At 72.9% G+C, this 21,439-nt stretch carries 21 protein-coding genes; 8 read left to right on the top strand and 13 right to left on the bottom strand.

Going from position 1 to position 21,439, the window contains the following annotated elements; genetic code table 11:
• Positions 1-176 precede the first annotated feature (176 nt).
• Together ABIC52_RS11565 and ABIC52_RS11560 are read right to left on the bottom strand one after the other, a co-directional pair.
• Positions 177-1,292 carry a Gfo/Idh/MocA family protein gene (locus ABIC52_RS11565; RefSeq protein WP_209825027.1) on the bottom strand — a complete coding sequence of 372 codons (1,116 nt, stop codon included), beginning with the start codon at positions 1,290-1,292 and terminating at the stop codon, positions 177-179.
• A complete protein-coding gene (locus ABIC52_RS11560) occupies positions 1,289-2,089 on the bottom strand; it encodes a sugar phosphate isomerase/epimerase family protein (protein WP_174234663.1) in 801 nt (266 codons plus the stop codon). The genes ABIC52_RS11565 and ABIC52_RS11560 overlap by 4 nt, the downstream gene beginning before the upstream one ends.
• Positions 2,090-2,340: 251 nt before the next feature.
• Between ABIC52_RS11560 and ABIC52_RS11555 the strand changes: the two genes are divergently transcribed.
• Together ABIC52_RS11555 and ABIC52_RS11550 are read left to right on the top strand one after the other, a co-directional pair.
• On the top strand, positions 2,341-3,636 hold the full coding sequence (locus tag ABIC52_RS11555; protein ID WP_209675869.1) for an MFS transporter: 1,296 nt from the start codon (positions 2,341-2,343) through the stop codon (positions 3,634-3,636).
• 99 nt (positions 3,637-3,735) lie between these two features.
• The gene (locus tag ABIC52_RS11550; protein ID WP_354027383.1) at positions 3,736-5,058 is read left to right on the top strand and encodes a carboxylesterase family protein; all 1,323 of its coding nucleotides are present in this window, start codon (positions 3,736-3,738) and stop codon (positions 5,056-5,058) included.
• Between the two features lie 86 nt (positions 5,059-5,144).
• On the opposite strand, the gene ABIC52_RS11545 is transcribed toward ABIC52_RS11550, so the two are convergent.
• Together ABIC52_RS11545 and ABIC52_RS11540 are read right to left on the bottom strand one after the other, a co-directional pair.
• Positions 5,145-6,389 carry an acyl-CoA dehydrogenase family protein gene (locus ABIC52_RS11545; RefSeq protein ID WP_126890011.1) on the bottom strand — a complete coding sequence of 415 codons (1,245 nt, stop codon included), beginning with the start codon at positions 6,387-6,389 and terminating at the stop codon, positions 5,145-5,147.
• 37 nt (positions 6,390-6,426) lie between these two features.
• Positions 6,427-7,065, bottom strand: a complete 639-nt coding sequence (locus tag ABIC52_RS11540) for an AmiS/UreI family transporter (RefSeq protein WP_126890012.1) — start codon at positions 7,063-7,065, stop codon at positions 6,427-6,429.
• A 160-nt stretch (positions 7,066-7,225) separates the two neighbouring features.
• Here ABIC52_RS11540 and ABIC52_RS11535 point away from each other — a divergent pair, with 160 nt between their 5' ends.
• Positions 7,226-7,810 carry a TetR/AcrR family transcriptional regulator gene (locus ABIC52_RS11535; protein WP_161972534.1) on the top strand — a complete coding sequence of 195 codons (585 nt, stop codon included), beginning with the start codon at positions 7,226-7,228 and terminating at the stop codon, positions 7,808-7,810.
• Positions 7,811-7,840: 30 nt separating this feature from the next.
• On the opposite strand, the gene ABIC52_RS11530 is transcribed toward ABIC52_RS11535, so the two are convergent.
• Genes ABIC52_RS11530 through ABIC52_RS11520 form a run of 3 tightly spaced genes read right to left on the bottom strand, consistent with a single transcriptional unit; the run spans position 7,841 to position 11,490 of the window.
• Positions 7,841-9,331: a peptidase M16 family protein gene (locus ABIC52_RS11530; RefSeq protein ID WP_354027382.1), complete on the bottom strand. Its 1,491-nt coding sequence runs from the start codon at positions 9,329-9,331 to the stop codon at positions 7,841-7,843.
• Positions 9,332-9,386: 55 nt separating this feature from the next.
• The gene (locus ABIC52_RS11525) at positions 9,387-10,172 is read right to left on the bottom strand and encodes a DUF4184 family protein (RefSeq protein WP_354027381.1); all 786 of its coding nucleotides are present in this window, start codon (positions 10,170-10,172) and stop codon (positions 9,387-9,389) included.
• 13 nt (positions 10,173-10,185) lie between these two features.
• A complete protein-coding gene (locus tag ABIC52_RS11520; protein WP_354027380.1) occupies positions 10,186-11,490 on the bottom strand; it encodes an alpha/beta hydrolase in 1,305 nt (434 codons plus the stop codon).
• Positions 11,491-11,795: 305 nt separating this feature from the next.
• Between ABIC52_RS11520 and ABIC52_RS11515 the strand changes: the two genes are divergently transcribed.
• From ABIC52_RS11515 to ABIC52_RS11500, 4 genes are read left to right on the top strand one after another with little or no spacing between them, the layout of a single operon-like run.
• Complete coding sequence (locus ABIC52_RS11515) at positions 11,796-12,230, top strand: NUDIX hydrolase (RefSeq protein WP_209675878.1); 435 nt, start codon at positions 11,796-11,798, stop codon at positions 12,228-12,230.
• Positions 12,212-12,577: a hypothetical protein gene (locus ABIC52_RS11510; protein ID WP_209675880.1), complete on the top strand. Its 366-nt coding sequence runs from the start codon at positions 12,212-12,214 to the stop codon at positions 12,575-12,577. Before ABIC52_RS11515 ends, ABIC52_RS11510 begins: the two co-directional genes overlap by 19 nt.
• A 59-nt stretch (positions 12,578-12,636) precedes the next feature.
• Positions 12,637-13,293, top strand: coding sequence for a nucleoside/nucleotide kinase family protein (locus ABIC52_RS11505; protein ID WP_354027379.1), 657 nt, complete (start codon positions 12,637-12,639; stop codon positions 13,291-13,293).
• A 43-nt stretch (positions 13,294-13,336) separates the two neighbouring features.
• Positions 13,337-14,170, top strand: a complete 834-nt coding sequence (locus ABIC52_RS11500; RefSeq protein WP_209825008.1) for an NmrA family NAD(P)-binding protein — start codon at positions 13,337-13,339, stop codon at positions 14,168-14,170.
• A gap of 711 nt (positions 14,171-14,881) precedes the next feature.
• Here ABIC52_RS11500 and ABIC52_RS11495 read toward each other — a convergent pair.
• The 4 genes from ABIC52_RS11495 to ABIC52_RS11480 all read right to left on the bottom strand — a co-directional run bounded on the left by ABIC52_RS11495 (position 14,882) and on the right by ABIC52_RS11480 (position 19,020).
• The gene (locus tag ABIC52_RS11495; RefSeq protein WP_354027378.1) at positions 14,882-16,129 is read right to left on the bottom strand and encodes an MFS transporter; all 1,248 of its coding nucleotides are present in this window, start codon (positions 16,127-16,129) and stop codon (positions 14,882-14,884) included.
• A gap of 10 nt (positions 16,130-16,139) precedes the next feature.
• Complete coding sequence (locus ABIC52_RS11490) at positions 16,140-16,805, bottom strand: HAD hydrolase-like protein (RefSeq protein WP_354027377.1); 666 nt, start codon at positions 16,803-16,805, stop codon at positions 16,140-16,142.
• A 109-nt stretch (positions 16,806-16,914) separates the two neighbouring features.
• Positions 16,915-17,610, bottom strand: coding sequence for an endonuclease NucS (nucS, locus tag ABIC52_RS11485; protein ID WP_058730155.1), 696 nt, complete (start codon positions 17,608-17,610; stop codon positions 16,915-16,917).
• A 9-nt stretch (positions 17,611-17,619) separates the two neighbouring features.
• On the bottom strand, positions 17,620-19,020 hold the full coding sequence (locus ABIC52_RS11480) for an MFS transporter (protein ID WP_354027376.1): 1,401 nt from the start codon (positions 19,018-19,020) through the stop codon (positions 17,620-17,622).
• Between the two features lie 124 nt (positions 19,021-19,144).
• Between ABIC52_RS11480 and ABIC52_RS11475 the strand changes: the two genes are divergently transcribed.
• A complete protein-coding gene (locus tag ABIC52_RS11475; protein ID WP_209825004.1) occupies positions 19,145-20,299 on the top strand; it encodes a LacI family DNA-binding transcriptional regulator in 1,155 nt (384 codons plus the stop codon).
• Positions 20,300-20,320: 21 nt separating this feature from the next.
• Here the strand turns inward: ABIC52_RS11475 and ABIC52_RS11470 are convergent, their stop codons facing one another.
• Together ABIC52_RS11470 and ABIC52_RS11465 are read right to left on the bottom strand one after the other, a co-directional pair.
• A complete protein-coding gene (locus ABIC52_RS11470; protein WP_209825002.1) occupies positions 20,321-20,563 on the bottom strand; it encodes a PLD nuclease N-terminal domain-containing protein in 243 nt (80 codons plus the stop codon).
• 40 nt (positions 20,564-20,603) lie between these two features.
• Complete coding sequence (locus ABIC52_RS11465) at positions 20,604-21,299, bottom strand: hypothetical protein (protein WP_354027375.1); 696 nt, start codon at positions 21,297-21,299, stop codon at positions 20,604-20,606.
• Positions 21,300-21,439 lie beyond the last annotated feature (140 nt).

Below are 21,439 nucleotides of genomic sequence, written 5' to 3'. Positions count from 1 at the left end.
GTGTGACGCGCCCGCGGGGTTCGTGGGTCTGCTGCACCCCGGGGGGGGGGGGGGGGGGGGGGGTTGGGGGGGGGCGCGGGGGGGGGGGGGGGGGGGGGCCCCGCCCCCCCCCCGCCGGGGGGGGGGGGGGGGGGGGGCCCCGCGCCCCCCCCGCCTCCCGTTCGCTGCTCTTCAGCTCAGGCGCGCACGCCCTCAGCCAGGACGGCGGCAGCCGGGTCGAAGTCCTCCGGCAGCGGCTCCGGCTTCGTGATCCGCGAGGTGATCTCGACGGCCTGGCCGGAATCGGCGGCGTCGCGGATGCCGAGCATGACGTCGAGCGCGTGGGACGCGACGGCACCGGAGGCACGCTCCGGGCGGCCCTCGGCGATCGAACGCGCCATCTCGACGACACCCGTGCCACGACCCCAGGTCGAGCCCTTGTGCTCGAGGGTCGTCGGCTCGTCCTTGCCGAGCGTCCACAGCGTGCTGTCACCGTCGAAGACGTTCGGGTCCGGCAGCACGATCGTGCCCTCGGAGCCGTTGATCTCGACGAAGCCGTTGCGGGGCAGGGCGTGCTGGAACGACAGCGTCGTCTGCGCGGACTGGCCGTCGGCGAACGAGATGAGCGCGGCGTGGTGCGTCGGCACCTCGACGGCGAACTCGGTGCCGGCACGGGGGCCCGAGCCGATCACGCGGGTCTCGCGCGACTTCGACGACACGGCCTGCACGCGCGAGGCCGAGCCGAACGCGTGGAGGAGGGTCGTCACGTAGTACGGGCCGATGTCGAACAGTGGACCGGCGCCCTCGGCGTAGAGGAACTCGGGGTCCGGGTGCCACTGGTCCGGGCCGGGCACGTGGAACATCGTCGTCGCGGTGAGCGGCGTGCCGATGTCACCGCGGGCGATGGCACGGATCGCGGTCTGGATCCCGGCGCCGAGCACGGTGTCCGGGGCGGTCGCGTACCGGACGCCGGCGGCCGACGCGGCGGCGAGGAGCGCCTGGGCGTCCTCGGCCGTGGTGGCGACCGGCTTCTCGCTCCAGGTGTGCTTGCCGGCGGCGATGATCTGCTGGCCGACCTTCGCGTGCTCGGCCGGGATCGTGATGTTGACGACGATCGAGATGTCGTCGCGGGCGAGGAGCTCCTCGACCGTGCCCGACGACGGCACACCGTACTTCTCGGCCTGTGCGGCCGCGCGCTCGAGGATGAGGTCGGCGACCATCAGGACCTCGACGTCGGCGAACTGCGTCAGGTTGGTCAGGTACTGGTCCGAGATGTTGCCGGCACCGATGATGCCGACTCCGACGCGGCTCACTTGTCGTTGTCCTTCAGCCAGGCGAGCGACTCGGTGATGCCCTGGAAGACGTCACCCGAGTACGCGTCGAACTCGACGACGCGGATGGCCTGCGGTGCGGCGGCGAGGATGCCCTGCACGTCGACGTCGCCCTGGCCGGCCGGGGTCTGGTTCTCGAAGGCGCGCTGCAGTGCCTCGGGCACGACGAGGGCGCTCTCGGACGAGGGCAGCGCGGTGAGGATGTCACCGTCGACCTTGCCGTCCTTGACGTGGATCGCGACGACGCGGTCGCCGAGCGACTTGAGGACGGCCGGTGCGTCGGCGCCGCCGACGGTGGCCCAGAAGGTGTCGACCTCGAGGACGGTCTCCGGCGAGAGCTGCGACACGAAGAGCTCGTAGACGGTCTTGCCGTCGACCTTGTTCGTGAACTCCCACTGGTGGTTGTGGTACCCGAACTTGAGCCCGCGCGCGGTGGCCTCGGCGGTGAGCTCGTTGACGCGCTCGGCGATCTTCGCGACGTCGTCGGCGGTCTGCCAGCGGTCGGTCGGGATGAAGGGGTCGATGACGGTCTGGATGCCGAGGCGCTCGGCGGCGTCCCAGATCGGGGCGGTGTCCTCGGCGTCGATCACGGCGACGTGACCGGACGGAGCCCGCAGCCCGGTGGCGGCGAAGGCCTTCTCGAGGTCGGCAGCGCGCTCGACGAACGCGTACGGCTCGACGTTCTCGTAGCCGATCTCGCGCACCCGGGCGATGGCCTTGTCGAGGTCTTCGGCGATGGCGTCGCGCAGCGAGTACAGCTGCACAGAGGTGGTGGGCATGGCAGAGGGCTCCTTCGGTCCTGTCAGGTTGTCGGGGCCCGTCGAGGATCGATGCTCCCCGGCGAGATCGAGACCGACGCTACCCCAAAAACCACCCGCTGTGTAGTTTTTGTCGCGCGTCGGTGCCGCGCCGTCTCGATGCGCCGCTTCTGCGAACCTGAACGACACGTGTCGCTCGCGGCCCGAGCGATGTATGCTCGCCGACGGAAAACCTTGCAACACAAGGTTTCCGATCGACTCAAGGAGGCGTCATGAGCACACCCGAACCCGGCAGCCCCGCACTGCTGAACCCGGAAGAGGGCATCACCCAGCCCGTCAGCACCGTCAAGGTGGGGATCGGCTACCAGGTCGCACTGTTCCTCGGACAGTTCGGTCTGTTCGTGGCGCTCATGGCCCCGGTCTACGTCAGCATGCAGATCAAGGCGCAGGCCCTGGTCGGCGACGACGCGGCGAACGTCATCGGCTCCGTGCTGCCGATCGGTGCGTTCGGCGCGCTCATCATGAACCCGCTGGCCGGTGCGCTGTCCGACCGGACCCGCACGCGCTGGGGTCGCCGTCGCCCGTGGCTGCTCGGCGGCGTGGTGGTCTTCGCGATCGCGCTCGCCTGGATCGCCTACGCGCCCGACGTCCTCAACCTGACGCTCGGCTGGCTGCTCGCGCAGCTCGCCGCGAACGCCACGCTCGCCACCCTGCTCGCGAGCTTCGCCGACAACGTCCCGCAGCTCCAGCGCGGCCGGGCGTCGAGCATCATCGCGCTCGCGCAGAACATCGCCGTGCTCGCCGGCACGTACCTGTCGGTGTTCTTCGTCGCGAACCTGCCGGTCCTGTTCATCGCCCCGGGCATCCTGGCGATCGTGCTGGTCGTCGTGTACGCCCTGGTCGCCCGTGACGACCTGCCGACCTACAAGCTCAAGCCGTTCACCTGGATCAACCTCATCTCGTCGTTCTGGACGAACCCGATCAAGAACCCCGACTTCGCGTTCGCGTGGTGGTCGCGCTTCCTGATCATCCTCGCGACGTTCATGTTCACGACGTACCGCCTGCTCTACATGCAGGAGCACCTCGGGATCGACAACCTGAAGGACGCCACCGCGGCCGTCGCGTTCGGCGTGCTCCTCTACACGCTCGCGCTGCTCGTCAGCGCCGCGGTCTCCGGGTGGGCGTCGGACAGGATCGGCCGCCGCAAGGTCTTCGTCGGTGGCTCGACCGCGCTGTTCGCGGTCGGCCTGGTGATCCTCGCCCACGCCGACACCGTGACCGGCTTCTACGTCGCCGAGGTCGTGATGGGCTTCGCCTACGGCATCTACTCGGCCATCGACACCGCGCTCGTCGTGGACGTGCTGCCGAACGCCGACCGCCCGGGCAAGGACCTCGGTGTGATCAACATCGCGAACGCGCTGCCGCAGTCGCTCGCACCCGCCATCTCGCTCTTCTTCCTGAAGATCGGCAGCAGTCACCCCGACAACTACGAGCTCATGTGCTGGGCCGCGGGGATCGTCGCCCTGCTGGGCGCCCTGGTGGTCATCCCGATCAAGCGGGTCCGCTGACGCCCGTCGCTGGTCGCCACCACTGACGGACGGGAGGCGCGGTGCCAGCTGGCATCGCGCCTCCCGTCCGTCTGGCGGCCGCGTCGCTAGCGTGGGTCGGTGCCAACCACCGACACCCGTTCCTTCGACTCCCCGGCCGGCACGATCGAGGCGGTCGTCGACGGCGAGGTGACCCGCGCCCTCGGGATCCCGTACGCGCAGGCCGACCGCTTCGCACCGCCGGCGCCGCAGCCGCCGTTCCCCGAGCCGTTCCGCGCCGACACCCCGGCGCCCGTCCCGCCGCAGCCGAGCGCGACCTCCGTCGACCAGCTCCTGCCGTCGATGGACCACCTGCGGGTCGACGAGCACTGCCAGCGCCTCAGCATCACGGTGCCCTCGGACGTCCGACCCGACGAGCGCCTGCCGGTGATGGTGTGGGTGCACGGGGGGTCCTACGTGCTCGGCGGCGGTGACCTGCCGATCCACGACGCGCACGACCTGGTGACCGAGCAGCGCGTGGTCGTCGTCACGGTGACGTACCGACTCGGCGTGCTCGGGTTCCTCGGCGACGGCGGGACGGTGCCGGCGAACCTCGGCCTGCTCGACCTGGTCGAGGCGTTCCGGTGGGTGCAGCGGAACATCGCGGCGTTCGGCGGCGACCCCGACGCGGTGACGGCGTTCGGGCAGTCCGCAGGAGCCGACGCGATCGCGCACCTCATGATCAGCGAGGGTGCGCGCGGGCTGTTCCGTCGGGCGATCGTGCAGAGCGCACCGCTCGGACTCTCACGGGGTCGGGCGCGGATGAACCGGGCGATGGTCCGGGCGGTCGGATCGGTCGCGGCGGACGACTCGCTTGACGAAGTCCTCGAGCGGCAGGCCCGCGCGACGGCGGCCGGCGGTCGGTACGGCCTGGCCGGCGGGATGCCGTTCGGCACGCAGTACGGGTTCGCGCCGCTGCCCGCCGAACGTGACACCGACCGGGCCTGGCGCTCCGTCGCCCCCGACGTCGACGTGCTCATCGGGTCCGGCTCCGACGAGGCGGGCATGTACGTGCCGCTCGTCCCCGGGCTCCGGACGGCGGCGCGGTCCCGACCGCTGCGGTCGCTGCTGCGGTGGCTGCTCGTCCGGCCGCTGTCCGAGGTGATCTACGGTCGCGATGCACGACGCTTCGCCGCTCGGCACCGGGAGGCCGGTGGTCGGGCGACGGTGTACCGGCTGCTGCGGCACCCGTCGGTCGCGCCGGTCGGTGCGGTGCACATGAGCGACCTGCCGCTGCTGCTCGGCGGACGGACGGCGTGGGTCGGCAGCCGGTTCGTTCCGGAGCGGGACTGGCCGGAGGCCGACCGGCGCGGACGGGCACTGCGGGCGATCTGGGCGGAGTTCGCGCGGACCGGACGGGTGACCACGGCGGACGACGAGACGCTGGTGTTCGACCGGGGGTGACCCACCGGGCCCGCGCAGGCTGCACGGCGAGGGGCCGGGGCACTCGGCCCCGACCCCCGCGACGGTGTGCTGCGGTGTCGCGGCGCTCAGCCGCGACGCGTCGCCCCGATCGCCCAGACCCGGGGCGGTTCGACCCCGTTGACGGCGTGGTCGCCGACGATCCGGGCCTTGAACACCCACGGGTTGTGGCTCCCCGCGGTGCGGGCGTTCCGCCAGTGCCGGTCGAGGTTCTTCGTCGTGCTCACACCCGAGGCCGCGAGGGCGTCGAACAGGTGTGACGTCGCCGTGGTCGCGAGGGACGTGAGCGCGACCTGCGCCTGTGCGGTCGCGAGCTCGGCGCGGTCGTTGCGTCGCTCGTCCTCGGCCTCGTCGAGGGCAGCACCCTCGTACGCGGCCTGCAGCGCCTCGGCCGCCCGGTCGACGATCGCGGTCGCCGCGAAACCGGCCGCGGACACCTCGCCGACGACCTGCAGGATCTGCGGGTCCGCGGCGAAGCTGTCGGCGTTGCCGTGCGAGAACACCCGGTTGCGGTTCCGGACCTGCAGCGCGATCTCCCGCTCGGCGGCCAGGACGGAGCCGGCGAGCACGGTGAGGAGCACCGCCTGGTAGAACGCGGTCTGGTACTTGAACCGGTCGTCGAACAGCACGACCGCGTCGGCCTGCACGACGGCGTCGGTGAACGTGCTCGTCCCCGAGCCCGTGGTCCGCTGGCCGAAGCCGTCCCAGTCGTCCGAGTGGCCGACCCCCGGCTGGTGTGCGTCGACGATCGCGATGACCCGGTCGCCGGTGTCGGTGCGCTCGGCGTACGTGTCGATCCAGTCCGCGAAGATGCTGCCCGTCGAGTAGTACTTCTGCCCGCTGATGCGGAAGGTGCCGTCGTCCTGCGGCGTGACCTTCGTGACGACGTCGCCGATCTGCACGGCCCCGACCTCGGTCCAGGAGTTGCCGGCGATCTCGCCCCGACCGAAGCGTTCGAGCCAGGCATCGCGTTCGCCGGAGCGCCCGACGAGACGGTCCTCGACGAGGGCGAAGTGCCCGCGCAGGGCCTGCGGGATGTTGCTGTCCGCGGCCGCGAGCTCGGTGAGCAGGCGGAAGAGCTGCGGGAGGGTCGCGCCCGCGCCACCGAACGCGACGGGGACGCGGACCGCGCCGAACCCGGCGGCTGCGAGTTCGCGGATCTCGTCGAAGGGGAGCCGGTGGTCCTGCTCCCGCTCGGAGGCGCCGGCGGCGATGCGGTCGAAGATCGGCCGGAAGCGGCCGGCCAGGGTCTCGTAGTCGACCGGTGCGGTGGTCTGGGCGGTGCCGAGCTGGTCGGCCGTGGTGTCGGTCATGGTGTCGTGCCTTCCGGGTTGCGTGTGCGGGTGCTGTTCAGGCGGTGGCCGTCGGCGTGACGACCGGGGGCTGGGCGGCGGTCGACGGTGCTCGCCGACCCCCGCGTCGGGAGAGCACGGCCGCGCCGACGAAGACGACGACCGCGACCAGGGCGGCGCCGACCGTCCACCCGGCCCCGACCGGCCACCGACCGGAGAGCCCGAGGAGCGCCGGCACGGTCGTGGTGGTCTGGCTGGCGAGGACGAGGGCCCACGCGGTGTACCGGCCGAGATCACGACCCAGGGCGAGCAGGAGGAAGAAGAGCGTCCAGAGCCCGGCCCAGGTCGCCCACAGCACGGCGAGGACCGGGTCGACGGTGACGTTCGTGACCGCGAAGACGACGGCGATCGCGGCGACGAGGCCGCAGAACCAGCCGAGTCCCGTCGAGCCGAGCCCCGCGAGCGTGTCGATCCCCACGTACAGGTAGGTGAGGCCGAAGAGGAACGTCCCCGCGATCGAGAGCAGGACGGGCAGCGACCCGTCGGCCGTGACGGCGACGGCCGTGCACAGCACGAGCTGCAACCCGCCGATCAGGACGTTGAACACACCGCTGTCACGGCCGGGGACCCGACCGAGCAGGGTGAGCCCGTTGATGAGCAGTGCCGCTCCGGAGAGCACCAAGCAGATGTACGCCATGCCGACGACCGTGGCAGCGAGGCGACGGCCGCGGAAGGGTTGTGTCGGACTGTGTCCGACGGTGACGATCCGTGACGCCGAGCGCTCACCCCTCTGCCGACGTCGCTCGCCCCCGGACGGGAGGTCGCGCGGACACCGCTCGGTGGGCAGGATCGACCACATGCCCGACGCCGACCTCCGCGCCCGCATCGTCGCCGGTGCCGCCGATGCCTTCCGTGACGGCGACTTCCACGCGGTCGGACCGGACGACGTCGCACGTGCCGCGGACGTCCCCGTCGCCGAGGTGCACCGCGTGTTCCCGTCGTGGGAGCTGCTCGTCGTGGCCGTCGTCGACCGCTGGGCCAAGGCCGGCCGCGACGCACTCCGCGGGGTCGCCGAGCAGGACGGGGCCGTCGCCTACCTCCGGGCACGGCTCGACCGCGGTCACCAGCACCCCGCGATCGTCCGGGTCCGCATCGCGCTGCTGAGCGCCACCTCGACCCCGGGCCACCCGGCCTCGGGATGGTTCCGGCAGCAGTACACGATGCTGTTCGAGGACGTGACGCTCGCGCTCGTGCGTGACGTCATCGCTGGCCGTGAGCCGCGGGGTGTCTCACCGCGGCACGCGGCCGAGCAGCTCGTCGCGCTCTTCGAGGGGCTCCAGCTGCAGGCGATGCTCCGCGACGACGCCGACCTGCTCGCCGGGTGGGACCGGGCGGTCGCCCGCATGCGGGCCGGATGGGCCGCGGCCGCCGTCAGCGCCTGAGGCGCCGACCCCGCGGTGCCGGCCCGGGCGTCAGTCCGAGAAGTCCCGGAGCAGGTGCGGCGGTGTCGCGCGCACGACGGCGTCCACCATGCGCCGACCTCGCCACCACTCATCCGCACGGAGGTGCAGGGTGTTGCCCGAGCCGTCGACGACCGTCACGCCCGAGTCCCCACGCCTGCCCACGACCGCGGCCCCGGCGAGGTCGATCATGCGTGAGGGCAGTCCCCGGACCCGCACCGTGATCCGGGTGCCGTCGATCTCGAGGTGCGCGTCGGCGAGGCCCGGGAGGAGGGCGGTCCGGTGGACGCTCCGACCCGCACCCGGGCGCGGGGGGAACCACACACGCTCGCGGGTCGGTACTCCCGACAGCGCGTCGACGTGCGTCAGGCCGAGTCGTCCGGCAAGGGCGGCGAAGTCCACGTCGGCGTCCTGGTCGACGCAGAGCACCAGGGTCCCGAGCCCGTCGAGCACCGCGCCACGGAGCTCGTCGAGCTCCTGCTGGGTGACCGGGCCGTCCGCGGACGGGGGAACGGGCAGACCGCGGAGACGCGTGAGCGCCTCGGTCGAGACCCTGACGTCCGCGCGGATCGCATCATCGGCCGCGTTGACCGCACGGGCTGCGTCGACGCGGGCTGTCGTGGGGGTACCCGGCCCGTTCGCTGCCAGGCGTCGGAGGGTCTCGACGACGATCGTCGCCGCTGCCTCGACGTCGGCTTCGTCGGCGTCCGCGGTGACGACGACCACGGTGCGCTCGCCGTCCAGTGCGACCGAGTGGGAGTCGATCGCGTAGGCGAGAGCTGCCTCCAGACGGAGCGCGTCGAACACCTCGTGCTCGAGGACGGCCTCAAGCAGGGGTGCGACGTGCGCGGGGACGACGAGCGACGCTGCGAGGCCGCCGAGCGGAGACTCGACGAGGGCGGCGTTCCGCATCGGCCCCGTCCACACCGGCAGGGGTGCGGCGGACGGTCCGGGCAGCAGCGCGAGGTCGACGGTCGCGGGCGGGATCGTCCCTCCGGTGAGCGTCACGACCGCGTTGCCGGCGACGAGGTGCTGCTCGACCCAGTGCCGGACCTCGTCCGGCGTGACCCCCGCGACGGGAGCAGCACCGGCACCGGACCGACCGGGCCCGGCGGGACCGAAGCGCGCAGTGTGCACCGACGGGACCATCTCGTCGTAGCGCATCGGGTCCTCGCGCGCGATGACCCGGCGCTCGCGCGCGACGGTCTCCTCCGAGGACTCGAGTACGGTCCGGACGGCACCAGCGATGTGGCGCACGTGGTCCAGTGCCTCCTCCGTGCTGGTCGCCACGAACTCGAAGACGGTGATCCGGTCCTGGGTGACGGCGTTGTGCGGCGCAGCGATCGGGAGCGCGGCACGGACGACCAGGTGCTCCACGAGGTGCGCGACACCGGCGACCGTCACGGGTTCGTCACAGGTGCCGGCACCGAAGACGAGGCGCGCCACCACCGGTCCGGCGGCCGGCGCGTGGACGATCGGGACGGGGTGGTTCTGCTCGGGCACACGCCATGCTGGCACGGCCCCGGCGGCACCCAGGCTCCCCAGTCCGGGGGAGCGATCAGGCAGCCGCGCCGGTACCGGGACCACGTCGCCGCGTCTGCGGCCCGACGCGGTGACGCACCGCGAGGAGGACGACGGCTCCGATCACGAGTCCGACGGCGACGAAGACGGGCACCCGGAACGACAGGGCGACGACGACGCCCCCGATGCCACCACCCTGCAGCATGACCTTCCCCGCCTGGGCCACCGTCGCCAGGACCACGAGCGCGGCGATCACGACGACCACCACCTGTTCTGCACGGCCCGGCACCGCCGACGGGATCGGCGCCGTCCGTCGCCACCACACCGCGGCGACGACGAGCAGTGCCAGCAGTCCGAGCACGCTCGAGACGTCCTGCAGGAAGAAGGGCAGCGGGTAGCCGCCGACGGTGGTGTCGCGGAGCGCCGGCCAGGCCAGGACCACGAAGCCGTGCGGGTGCGTGAAGCCGTCCCACACGACGTGCGTCACGCTGCCGAGCACGCACCCGACGACGACGAGCAGCGCGTCCCGCGCGGTGAGGACGGGTCGACGATCCCATCCGGACGGCAGCCGTCGTCGCAGTCCGGGGACGACCGGAGCCCAGGCCGGCCGCACGAGGAACCACCACGCGGCGAGCACGACCAGGGAGACGGCGAGGTCGATCGTCGGGATGCCCCACCAGGAGTGGGCGTCCTCGTAGCGTGGCAGGAACGGTGCGAAGAGCACTGCGTCGGGTGCCATCGACCCGACCGCGACGGCGGCGACCGGCAGGAGGGTCCGGCGGGCGGCGAGGGCCACGACCGCGTGGCTGACGGTGAAGGGCACGGTCACGTCCTCGTCATCGGGTCAGGTGCGTGCGGTGCATGAACCACTCGACACCCTCGGCCAGGGCGACGCCGGCGGTGTGCCAGTCGTGCCCACCGTCCTCGACGATCCGTTCGGTCACCTGCATGCCCGCGGCGCGTGCGGCGGCCACCACCTTCGGGACCACCGGTCCGTACCGGCTGTCGTCGGCGCCGGCGGCCACGAAGGCGGCGGAGTCGCGGTACGGCGCCTCTTCGGCGAGCACCCGGAGCGGCTGGGCGGCCTCGTACGCTGCGCGGTCGCCGTGGAAACCCCTCGAGATGGTGTCATCGCGGTCCTGCAGCACCGGTCCGATCTGCCCGGAGACGTCGATCCACGACCCGAAGCGCTCGGGGTGACCGGCGCCGAGCTGCAGGGCGCAGGTACCGCCCTGCGAGAAGCCGGCGATCGCCCAGTCCTCGGCGCGGGCGGCGGCGTGCAGGTGCTCGTGCACCCAGGTCGGGACGTCGCTCGTCAGGTAGGTGGCGCTGTTCCCGAGCGGACCGTCGACGCACATCGGGTTGTTCGAGGCGCGGGCGAGCTGGTCGGGCATCACGACGATCGGCGCGAGCCCGTGGTTCCGCTGCGCGATCGCGTCGAGCCGGGTCGCCATCCGACCGGCCTCGATGATGTTCGCCGGGGCCGCTCCGGGGCCCTGCCCGGACAGCATCACGACCACGGGCAGCTCGGGGGCGTGCTTGACGAGTGCGGCCGGCGGCAGCCAGACGATGGCCGGTCGGGCGTGGAAGTGCGAGACCGCACCGGGGATCCGCACCGACCCGTAGCGGCCGTGGGACGGCATGTCGTGCGGCGGTCGCCAGCTCGCGGCGTCGACCGGGGACGACCCCGGGTCCGGGTCGTCCGGCAGGCGCAGGGGTGGCACGTGGGACTGCCCCAGCGCGTCGGCGATCGTGGGGAAGAGCCCGGCGTCCCGGTTCACCGCGAGCCCGCCGGACAGCAGGGCGAGGGGCACCAGCAGCGCGGCGACCACTCTGGTCGTCCATCTGCCCCGGCGCGCTCGTCCGCCGCCGCGCACCAGTCCGACGACGGCGACGCCGAGCAGGGCGCAGACCACGCCCGTCCAGACCCGGTCGACCCAGGTCGGCGGGACCCCGAGCACGTCGAGGACGTCGCCGAGGAACCAGGACAGCACAGCACCGACCAGTGCACCCACCACGATCGCGATCGCCGCCCAGCGCCAGGACCGGCGGACGGCGGTGAGCACGAGGACGGCGGCGAGCAAGGTCAGGGCGTAGAGGGGCAGCAGCACGTGGGCGGACAGGAGCGGCAGGGTGGTCACGGGCGGGTCCGGCGGTCGGGACGCTCTCGGGCATCCGACGGGAGACGGGACAGGAGCGGCGTGGTCCAGTGACCGTAGCGAGCCGAGGTGTCCGAACCGGGGCCGGAGGGGCCTTCCCCGGTGCTCTCCCGGCTGATCCTGAGCGATCCTGCACGCGGAGTGGTCGGTCGACGGGGCGGGTCTGTCCGACCGGCCAGCTCCGGGTGGTCCGTCGGCCGTGCGGAGGGCCGCACCGACCCCGCACCGGACGGTCGTCGGCGGCGCGTCTGGGTGTGCGCTCCGGACGATCCTGGCAAGGTCGGCGGATGAAGTACACGGACTACGACACCCGGCTCGCCGCCTACGGCGTGGTCACCGAGGGCGACCGTGTGCTCCTGGCCCGACTGCGGATCCCGGAGGCCGGCACGTGGACGCTGCCGGGCGGTGGCGTCGAGTTCGACGAGACCGTCGAGCAGGCCGTCGTCCGCGAGGTCCTCGAGGAGACCGGGTACGAGGCGACGTGCGGTCCGCTCCTCGGCATCCGGCACCACATCGTGCCGAAGGAACGCCGGATGCACGACACCGGGCGACCGATGAAGGCCGTGCAGGTGGCGTTCCGTGTGACCGTCACCGGCGGTGAGCTCCGCAACGAGGCCGACGGTTCGACCGACGAGGCCGCGTGGGTGCCGATCGCCGAGCTGCCCCACCGCCGGCACGGGTTGCTCGTGCCGATCGCCCTCGAGTGGGCACGACGACCGTGAGCGGCGAGGCCACCGACCTGTCCGCCCGGCTCTGGGAAGAGCGAGCCCTGCTCGGCGACCTGGTCACCGCTGCGGCCGAGCCGGACCGCACCGGTCAGCTGCTCGACCGGCTGCGCGCGCTGCGCCTGGAGCAGGACGTGCTCGTGCACGCCCTCGCCGAGCAGTGGGGCACCGACCCGGAGACCGCCACCCTCCGGTCGATCGAGCGTGTCGCGCCCGGGCCGTGGGACCTGCTCCTGCCCGAGCACCTGTCGGCCCTGGCGGACCTGACCGCCGAGGTCGACGCGCTGTTGCCACCCGGGGCCCTCCGCGACACCTGGGACCGGATCAGCCCTCCAGCACGCTGAACGCCGTCGTCGCATCGACCATGCGGCCAGTGGACCACCGCTCCTGTCAGGATGGGACCGTGACCCCGACCGAGCTGTCCGTCGACGCCGCCGTCGAGCGGGCTGTGGCGCTCGCCGCGGGCCCTGGCCGCGCGGTCCTCGGCATCGCCGGTGCACCCGGAGCAGGCAAGTCGACCCTGGCCCGACGCATCGTCGCGGCGGTCGACGCGGCACACGGACCCGGCACCGCCGTGCAGGTCCCGATGGACGGCTTCCACCTGGCGAACGCCGCGCTCGACGCCCTCGGGCGGCACGACCGCAAGGGCGCGATCGACACCTTCGACGCCGCCGGCTACGTCGCGCTGGTCCGGCGCCTGGTCGCCGCCGACGACGGGACCGCTGCCGACGAGGTGGTCTGGGCCCCGGACTTCGACCGCCGCGTCGACGAACCCGTCGCGGGCAGCATCGCCGTCCCCCGGAGCACCAGGCTCGTCGTCTCCGAGGGCAACTACCTGCTCGACACCGACGCGCCCTGGTCCGCCCTGACCGACCTGTTCACCGAGACCTGGGCGTGCGTCGTGGACGACCGGGTCCGCGTCGACCGTCTGGTGGGCCGGCACATGCGGCACGGACGCGACCACGAGGCGGCCCGCACCTGGGCGACGGAGGTCGACGGCGTGAACGCGGCGAGGGTCGCTGCCACGGTGGGGCGAGCCTCCAGGACGATCCGGACCTGAGCCGGACCGACCCGACCAGCAGCACCGAACGACAGGAGCGACCATGACCATCGCCATCACCGGAGCCACCGGCAACATCGGCGGCGCCGTCGCCCGCGCCCTCGCCGCGGCGGGCACGCCGTTCCGCATGCTCGTGCGCGACCCGGCGCGCGCACCGGAGCTGCCCGGGGCCGAGGTCGCGGTCGCCTCGTACGCCGACGTCGACGCCTCCCGCGCCGCGCTCGAGGGCGTGGACCTCCTGCTCATGGTCTCCGGTGCCGAGGCGCAGGACCGCCTCGACCAGCACCGCGCGTTCGTGGGCGCGGCGGCCGACGCGGGCGTCGGGCACGTCGTCTACACGTCGTTCGTCGGGGCGGCGCCGGACGCGACCTTCACGCTCGGCCGCGACCACTGGGCCACGGAGCGCGCGATCGAGGAGACCCCGATGGCGCACACGTTCCTGCGGGACTCGTTCTACCTGGACTTCGTCGAGGACCTGGTCGGCGAGGACGGCGTGATCCGCGGACCGGCAGGCGTCGGTGCGATGGCCGCGGTCGCGCGGGCGGACGTCGCGCGGGTCGCGACCGAGGTGCTGCTGCACCCGGCGGACCACGTCGACCGGACGTACGAGCTGACCGGGCCGGAGGCGATCACCCTCGCCCAGGCGGCCGCGACCGTCTCCGAGGTGCGCGGCCGCGCGGTGACGTACCAGCCGGAGACGGTGGCGGAGGCGTACGCCTCGCGGGCGCGCTGGAACCCGGCGCCGTGGCAGGCGGATGCGTGGGTGAGCACCTACACGGCCATCGCGGAGGGCGCGTTGGCGCACGTCTCGACGGACGTCGAGCGGGTCACCGGTCGTCGTCCGCTGTCGCTGCGCGAGGTGCTGCAGGCGGGCTGACCTGCAGACGCCGACGCCGACCCTGGCGGATGCCCGGAGAACGGTCGTTCCCCCCGCGTTGTGGGTGTCGTGCCGGGACGTCCCACCTGGTTCACTGGCGTGGTTCCCGGCACTCGTGCCGGGGCCGCCGGAGCCTCCGTCGGGAGGCGACGGGTCGTCGTGTCTGGCTGTGTTCGGGTCACAGCCAGGCACCGCACCCCGGTGCGCCGCCGGGCGCTCCACGGCGGTCCGATCAGCGCTCGTCTGAGATGCACGGCCGCACCCCCGCGTACATTCGGTCGGGCTACCCTGCGGGACCCTGCCCGCGGGAGCCCGGATCCCTGTTCCCGGGCTGGTCTCGTCTGACACGCAGCGTCGAACCCGACGGCGCCGTAGCGCGAGGGCGCCCGCCCCGGACCCGAACCGTCGGCGGCCGCCCTCGCACCCTCGGGGACGTCCTCGGGAGGCCTGCTGTCGAGCTGGTTGCGGGTGCTGCTGCGCGCCCGCCTCGCCCGGTGCGGGTGCTGCGGCACAACGGGAGGCATGTCGAACCACGTCCTTCCGTGGCGCGACGTGCAGACGGTTGTTCGGGAGCGCGTCGAACCACGTCCTCGAGTTCGGACCGTGCGACGGCGCGGACCGCGCCGCGGGTCGCGGGTCGCGCTGCGGGCTGCGGGCCGCGGGCCGCGGGCCGCGGGCCGCGCTGCGCTGCCGTGTGCCGCGCCGCGCGCGTCAGCGCACGCGCCGGGCCGCGAGCGTCCCCGCGACGCCGAGCGTCAGCACCGCGACGAGCACGACGAGCAGCGGTGCCGTCCAGTTCCCGGTCGCCCCGTGCAGGGACCCGGCGACGAGCGGGCCCGCCGAGCCGATCAGGTACCCGCCGCCCTGCACGAACGCGGACATCCGGCGGGCGTCGTCGTCGCTCGTGACGATCCGCACGACGATGATGAACACGACGGTGATGCCCCCACCCTGTGCTGCGCCGCCGAGCACCGACCAGAGCAGCCAGAGCTGCGGCGCGAAGAGCAGCCCGAGGGGCATCGCGAGCCAGAGGAACGCGACCAGGGCGATGATCGCGCGGGGCCGCCAGCGGGTGGCGAGCACCGGGACGCCGAGCGCGCCGACGACCGCCAGGATCTGGAACACCGACGAGCTCGCGCCCGACGACTCCGCCGAGAAGCCGATCTCGTCGTGCAGCAGCGTCGGGATCCAGGCGGTCAGGGCGTAGTACGAGAACGCCTGGCCGCCGAACGCCAGCGTCAACCCCCAGGTGATGAGCCGACGCGAGGGGCGGACGGGCGTCGCCGCTGCCGACACCGTGCGGATCGATCCGGTCTCGGTCAGGAGCTCGACCGGTCCCGTCGCGACCACGGGTTCGCTCCGCACCGGCCGGAGCCAGGCCGCGCGCGCCCCGACCGCGTAGGTCCACGCCAGCCCGGCGACGACCGCGAAGACCGCCCAGACGGCGATCGCGACCGGCCACCCCCAGGCGGCGGCGATCGGCGCGGTGCCGAGCGAGGTGATCATCGACCCGACGTTGAGCGCCGACGTGTACACGCCGGTGACCAGCCCGACGCGTTCGGGGGAGGTGTCGCGTCGGATGACCACCGGGATCACCACGTTGCCGATGGTGATGCCGATGCCGATCACCGCGGTACCGACGAGCAGCGACGCCGCCGACGGGGTCGAGCGGACGATCGTCCCCGCGAGCACGATCACGAGCGCCAGGGACACCGCACGCTCCGGGTCGGCCTTCGCGATCACCCAGCTGGCGAACGGCGTCGCGAGCGAGAAACACAGCACCGGGATCGTCGTCAGGAGCCCGGCGATCGTCGCGGTCAGTCCGAGGTCCACCCGCAGGTCGCCGATCACCGGGGCCGGCGCCACGATCGGCCCGCGCAGGTTGAGGGCGATGAGGACGATCGCCGCCGGCAGCAGCCAGGCCGCGCCGCGGAGCCCGCGACGGGCGACGGCGGTCACCGGTGCCCGCTCACGCGGCGTCCGGCAGCAGGATCGGCAGCAGGTCGAGCGGGGTGGCGGCGCTGGCGACGGTGCCCTCGGCCTCGGCGGGGGAGCCGTACCCCCACTCGGCGAAGACGACCGGCACGCCGTGCACGCGGGCGCCCTCGACGTCGTGCAGTCGGTCGCCGACGAGCACCGGGCGGCTCACGTCGTGGCCGGCGGCCTCGAGGCGGCGCAGGGCCTCGGCGACGACGTCGGCCTTGGCGCTCCGGACCTCGTCGTCGCTCGCGCCGGTGACGAAGTCGAAGTACCCGGTCAGGCCGTAGTGGTCGAGGATCACCGTGGCGGGGGTCTCGGGCTTGCTCGTCGCGGTCGACAGCGGCAGCCCGGCCTCGTGCAGGGTGCGCAGCACGACGTCGATGCCGGGGAACATCGCCGAGTCGAGGGCACCGTGCGACAGGTAGTGCTCGCGGTACACGGCCAGGGTGCGCTCGGCGCCCGCGTCGTCCATCCCCATCGCCGTGCGGAACGTGTCCATGATCGGCGGGCCGACGAACGACATCAGCGTCGCGTGGTCCGGCACGGGCACGCCGACCGTGCGGAAGGTGTGCGTCATGCTCTCGAGGATCCCCGGAGCGGAGTCGCTGATGGTCCCGTCGAGGTCGAACAGGATGGCGGTGAAGGGGCGCGTCATGTCCTGCCCAGCCTAGTCGGGGCGGTGGGGCCGACCGCGGGGCGGGCCGGTGAGCGCGCAGGGCGGTGGGGCGAGCCTCCCGGCCGGTGCGCGCCCTCGACGCGACCGCTCAGAACAGGCGGGTGTGCCCGCCCTCGATGCCGCGCATCGCGTCGTAGTCGAGCACGAGGACGCGGATGCCGCGGTCCTCGGCCAGGGTGCGGGCCTGCGGAGCGACCGTCTGCGCGGCCAGGACGCCCTGCACCGGCCGCAGATGCGGGTCGCGGTTCATCAGCTCGAGGTACCGCGTGAGCTGCTCGACCGCGTCGATGTTGGCGTTGCGCTTCATCTCGACCGCGACGCTCGCGCCCGCGTCGTCCCGCGCCAGGATGTCGACCGGTCCGATCGCCGTCATGTACTCGCGGCGGACGAGCGTGTGCCCGTCACCGAGGAGCTCGATCTGCTCCGCCAGGAGCTGCTGCAGGTGCGCCTCCACGCCGTCCTTCACCAGGCCGGGGTCGACGCCGAGGTCGTGACTCTCGTCCGCGATCACCTCGTACAGGCTGACGATGAGCTTGTCCTGCGTCTTCTTCTGCGTGACGGTCCAGACCTGGGTGATGCCGGCGCTCGCCTGCTCCTCGTCGGGTTCGGTCATCTCGATCGAGCACGGCGGGCTCATCCAGTTCAGCGGCTTGTAGCTGCCGCCGTCCGAGTGGACGAGCAGCGAGCCGTCCGCCTTGAGCATGAGCAGGCGGGTCGCGAGCGGCAGGTGGGCCGACAGGCGTCCGGCGTAGTCGACGGAGCAGCGGGCGATGACGAGACGCACCCGGCGATCCTAACGGTCGGTGCGCGTTCCGCCCGACGCGGCCGGGTCCGCCATCGTGTCGTCCGTCCCGGCCGGGAGGCGCGACCCGCCCCCGCCGTGCTGCCGCGCGTCCGGCTGCTGGTCACCTGCCATCCCGTGGTCGCCGCCGTCTCCCCGGCCACCGTGGTCGCCCCGGCCTGCGCGGCGCTTCCGCAGGGTCTCCGCCGCTGCGCCGGTCTCACGGGCCGCACCCGACGCCAGGCCGGCCGCGATGATGAACACGAACACCACGAGCAGCGCGCCGAGCAGGCCGATGTGCTCGCCGAGGAACCCGATCAGCGGGGGACCGGCGAGGAACGCCACGTAGCCGATCGTCGCCACCGCGCTGACCTTGAGCGCTGCCGAGCGGGGGTCGTCGGCCGCGGCGGACATGCCCATCGGGAAGCCGAGGCTCGCGCCGAGGCCCCACAGCACCACGCCGACGATCGCGATCGGGATCACGTCGACGAAGATGAGCAGGCCGAGGCCGACCACGGCGACGGCGGCGCTCACGCGGAGCACGGGCACCCGGCCGAACCGGTCGATGAGCGGGCTGCCGGCGATGCGCCCGGCGGTCATCGCGGCCAGGAAGACCGTGAGCACCGCGGACCCAGCGGCGTTGTCGAGCCCGTGGCCGTCGATCATGGCGAGGGGCAGCCAGTCGTTCGCGGAGCCCTCGGCCAGCGCCATGCCGAGCACGATGACCCCGATGAGGAGCGTCGACGGCTGTGCCCAGACCTGCCGGCGCGTGAGCTGCACCGGAGTCGGGCTGGTCGCGGTGGACTCGTGCTCCTCGTACCGGTGCTCGTCGCCGAAGCGCGAGGCCGCGGCGAGCATGACCAGGCAGACCACGACGCCGAGCACGGCGAAGTGCAGGACGACCGGCACCTCGAGCTTCTCGGTGAGCGCGCCGAGGCCGGCCCCGGCGAGCGTGCCGACGCTGAACGCCGCGTGGAAGAGCGGCATGATCGTGCGTCCGCCGGCCTTCTCGGCGGCGGCGCCGGAGACGTTCATCGACACGTCGACCAGACCGTTGCCGAACCCGAACGCGATGAGGCCGACCCAGATCGCCGCGAAGCCCCAGCCGTAGGTGACGGCCAAGCCCGCGAAGACGAGGCCGACCGCGAGGCAGACCGAGGCCACCTGCACACCCCGGCGTGCACCGACCTTCGCGACGATGTGGCCGGCGAAGGTCAGGCCACCGATCGAGCCGACCGCCATGCCGAGCACGAGCAGGCCCATCTCGAAGGTGGAGGCACCGAGGGAGTCGCGCACGCTCGGGATGCGTCCGAGCCAGGTCGCGATGGCCAGGCCGGACAGCGTGAAGGCCACGAAGACCGCGATGATCCAGGTGCGGGTCGTCGGGGCGGATCGGGTGGACGTCGTCGTCATGCGGAGCTTTCCGGTCTCGTGCTGGTCGTGGCGGTCGCCGGTCGGAGGGTTCCTGGTCGGATGCCCGCCTCCGGCTGTCCGGTCGAATCGATTCGACCGGATCGTGTGACTACGCTAACGGGCGATGGACCACCCGGCAACAGCACCCGGCGCGTCCGGGGCGACGAACCCCCGCGACCACGCCGACGGTCCGGCGCGCCGTGGGCCGAGGCCGACCCTCGCCGCGGTCGCACGGGCAGCGGGCGTCGCGCCCTCGACCGCGTCCCTCGCCTTCAGCGGTGCGGGCCCCGTCTCCGAGGACGCGAAGGCCCGCGTGCTCGCCGCTGCCGCCGAACTCGGCTACGGGGGTCCCGACCCTCGGGCACGCTCGCTCCGCCGTGGCCGCTCCGGGGTCATCGGCGTGGTGATGGACGAGCGCCTGAGCGACGCCTTCCGCGACCCGGTGAACGTCCTGACGCTCGACGGCATCGCCGAGGTCGCGGGTGAGGCCGGCGCCTCCCTGCTCCTCGTGCGCAGCCCCCTCGACGACGAGCACGGGGCCGGACCGATCGTCGACGCCCCGATGGACGCCGTGGTCCTGGTCGGGTGCAACGTCCGGATCGACCCCGCGGTCGCCGTGCTCCGTCGTCGGCAGATCCCCGTCGTCGCCATCGAGGCGGACGACATCGAGGGCGCCGTGCCCGTCCAGCTCGACAACCGCGACGCCTCGCACCGGGCTGCGTCGTACCTCGCCGACCTCGGCCACACCGCCGTGACGATCGTGACCCTGCCGCTCGACGCCGAGCGGCGCTGCGGTCCGGTCGACGCTGTCCGCGAGGCGTCGGGCGTCGCCCACACGACGCTCGAGCGGCTCCGCGGCGTCCGCGAGGTCTACCCGGACGCGCCCGCGATCGAGGCCGCGGGGAGTTCGGTCGAGGACGGCCGGGTCGCCGGGCGGACCCTGTTCGCGCCAGGGGCGCCCACGCCCACGGCGGTCGTGGCGCAGAGCGACCTGCTCGCCGTCGGGGTCGTCTCGGCAGCGCTCGACGCCGGCCTCCGGGTGCCCGAGGACGTCAGCGTCGTCGGGTTCGACGGCATCACCGTGGACGACAGCCTGCTCCACCGGTCGCCGATCCGGCAGCTCACGACCCTGGTGCAGCCGTTCGAGCAGAAGGGTCGGGCCGCCGCACGCGCGGCACTCGCGATGCTCGAGGGGGCCGAACCGCAGCCGGCGGCCTTCCGGTCGGAGCTGCGGATCGGCGACACGACGGGGCCGGTGCGTCGGGCGATCGGTGACTGAGCGCCCGGCGCACGACGTCGGTCACCTCGACCGGTCGATGTCCTGACCGGACGGGACGAACCGCCGCTGTCGGACGGACACGAACCACGCCACTGCCCCGAGGACGGGGAAGGCGAGCACGATCAGGACCCATGCCGCCGTGCCCCAGCCGGTCAGCCGGTCGGCGCGGATCACCGAGACGAGTGCGGCGGCGGTGAACATCGATCCGAGCAGGGCGGCAATCATCGCTGCGCTGTCGAGCGGTGTCGGTACCAGGGGGTTCATCGGCGTTCCTCGTGTTGGTCGTCCGGTGATGCCGCCCGGCTCACTGCCACCCGTTGAAGGTCACGGCGCCGTTCCCCCTGGCGCTGAGTCGCTGGACGGCGGAGTACGTGCTCCACGCGATCGTGCCCCACGGAGTCGGAACTCCTCGGTTGACGACGACCTTGCACGTGGCGGTCGCCTGCCCGCCGCTGATGTACCCGCTGTTCTTCGAGGTCGACACCTGGGTGAACGGCTGGACGTTCCTCACGACGGTGCACGAGTAGCCCAACATCCTCCGTGCTGTGGTGCCGCTGTACTCGTACGTCTCGGAGACCTTCGTCTCGGTGAGCTTGATGCCGGCGAAGGCGAACCACTGCGTGCCCCAGGTCGTCCGCGACGAAGCTCGACCGTCCTGCTCCGTCTGGTCTGGCGATCCTGACCAGCCCCACTGGAAACCCGTCTCCGTGCCGCTGACCGTCGAGCCACCCCGAGGCGTCCTGGCAGCGTCGACGATCCGCTGTTCCACCTCCGGGTCGAGGAAGTACGACGCCAGTTCGTCGCGCTGCGCAGTGTCGAGTGCGTCGAAGGCGGCGATGTCGGATGACGAGCCGTACCGGACGAGATTCTGGCGGAGCTCCGTCAGGACCTTCGTCTCCTCTGCGGCGTCGACGCCTGTCGTTGCTGACGCAGCGCTGGCTGGCGCAACACTCATCAGTGCGGCGATCACGGCGCCGATCGCGCCGGATGCAACTGTCATTCGAAGTCGGTGCTTCTGGACCTTGTTCACGAGGTTCCTCTCTCGGCCCGGTCGGCCGGTGATCAGGGGCGGGCGGTAGCCGCCCCTTCTCATCCAAGCAAGAGGAATCAGGAACGTGAAGCGTGGTACATCAAGCACTT

Origin of the sequence: Curtobacterium oceanosedimentum, assembly GCF_040545555.1 — a bacterium.
Taxonomy (GTDB): Bacteria; Actinomycetota; Actinomycetes; order Actinomycetales; family Microbacteriaceae; genus Curtobacterium.
Note: the sequence above shows the minus strand (reverse complement) of the source record. Positions and strands in the feature narration are given on the sequence as shown.